Annotated in this window: 2 protein-coding genes; one reads left to right on the plus strand and one right to left on the minus strand. The window is 69.6% G+C overall.

All coding sequences use genetic code 11. The features are described from left to right. The coding region (locus ACFDS3_RS20390; protein WP_375264156.1) for an enoyl-CoA hydratase/isomerase family protein at window positions 1-714 on the plus strand (714 nt) is incomplete at its 5' end. Between the two features lie 138 nt (window positions 715-852). Here the strand turns inward: ACFDS3_RS20390 and ACFDS3_RS20395 are convergent. Further along, window positions 853-1,779, minus strand: coding sequence for an electron transfer flavoprotein subunit alpha/FixB family protein (locus ACFDS3_RS20395; RefSeq protein WP_375264157.1), 927 nt, complete (start codon window positions 1,777-1,779; stop codon window positions 853-855). Window positions 1,780-1,876 lie beyond the last annotated feature (97 nt).

The raw sequence follows: 1,876 nt of genomic DNA on the forward strand, positions 1-1,876 counted from the left end.
CTGAACGAGCCCGACCGGCGCAACCCGATCGCCCATCACAGCCGGGCCGAGCTTTGCGCGGCACTGGGCGAGGCCGCGACGGATGACGACGTACGCGCGGTAGTCCTGACCGGCGCGGGGGGCAATTTTTCGGCCGGTGGCGATATCCGCGATCAGGGCGAGCGTAGCCTCGGCGCGCACCGCGAACGCTTTGCGGTCATCGCCGACATGGTGACCCGGATGGCGCGCTTCCCCAAGCCTCTGGTGGCCGCGGTCGAGGGCTGGGCGGCGGGGGGCGGCTTTGCGCTGGCGCTGGCCTGCCCGACGGTCGTCGCCTCGCGGGAGGCGCGGTTCATCGCGGGCTTCACCAAGATTGCGCTGATGCCCGACATGGGCCTGCTGAGCACGCTGCCCGCGCGGATCGGCCCGGCGCGGGCGCGCCACCTGCTATTGAGCAACCGCATTGTCGAGGCCCCGGAGGCGCTCGAACTGGGGCTCGTCGATGCGCTGGCCGAGCCCGGAGAGGCGGCGCGTGTGGCGGGCGAGATGGCGCTGCAGGAGGCCGAGGGTGCCGCCCTGCCGCGTCAGTTCATCCTCGACTGGTTCGCGCGGGATCTGGCCGCCGCCCTCGAATACGAGGCGACGCTGCAACCCATGCTGCTTGACAGCGACGACGCGGCGGAGGGCCGGGCGGCCTTTGCCGAAAAGCGTCGGCCCGTGTTCCGGGGCCGATGATCGCGAATGAGCCGACCGGCACACTGCCGCCACGTCGGTAGATGCAGGAAAGGCCCGCTTCTGTAGAAGCGGGCCTTTCTTCTGTTGCGGCTCGACATGTCAGCAGTCAGTTGCGAACACCGATGATCGAGGGGCGTGCTACAGCTTTTCGGTCAGCTCCGGCAGCGCGGTGAACAGGTCCGCGACGAGGCCGTAATCGGCGACCTGAAAGATCGGCGCTTCCTCGTCCTTGTTGATCGCGACGATGACCTTGCTGTCCTTCATGCCCGCGAGATGCTGGATCGCGCCAGAGATGCCGACCGCGACGTAGAGCGCGGGTGCCACGACCTTGCCGGTCTGACCGACCTGCCAGTCGTTCGGGGCAAAGCCCGAGTCGACAGCGGCGCGCGACGCGCCCACCGCCGCACCGAGCTTGTCGGCGAGCTTTTCGATCAGCGCGATGTTCTCCTCCGAGCCGACGCCGCGCCCGCCCGAGACCACGATGCCCGCGGAGGTCAGCTCCGGCCGGTCGCTTTCGGCCAGCTTGTCCTCGACCCACGACGACAGGCCCGGATCGGTGGCGGCCGAAATGTCCTCGACCGAGGCCGCGCCACCTTCGCCCGCGGGTTCGAAGCCGGTGGTGCGGATGGTGAAGACCTTGGTCGCATCGCGCGACTTCACCGTCTGCACCGCGTTGCCCGCATAGACGGGGCGGTCGAAGGAGCCGTCCTCGTGGATCGCCAGAACGTCGGGGATGATCATCACGTCCAGGAGGGCCGCGACGCGGGGCATGATGTTCTTGGCATCCGTGGTGGCGGGTGCCGCCACGTGCTCGTGCCCCTCGGCCAGCTGCGCCACCAGTGCCGCGACCGGCTCGGCGAGGCGGTGGCTGTAGAGCGCGTCCTCGGCGCAGAGCACCTTTGCCACGCCCTCGATCTTGGCGGCCGCCGCGGCGGCGTCCTTGGCCGAAGCGCCCACGCAGAGCAGCGTCACGTCGCCAAGCGGCGCCACGGCGGCGACGGCGCGGGCGGTGGCGTCGTGGTTCAGCTCGCCATCCGTCACCTCGGCCAGAAGAAGTACCGACATCACACCACCCCCAGATCTTTGAGCTTCTCGACCAGCTCGTCCACCGAGCCGACCATCATCCCCGCCTTGCGCTCCGGCGGCTCGGCGGTCTTCACCA

Source organism: Palleronia sp., assembly GCF_042089775.1.
In the GTDB taxonomy this organism is placed as follows: Bacteria; Pseudomonadota; Alphaproteobacteria; order Rhodobacterales; family Rhodobacteraceae; genus Palleronia.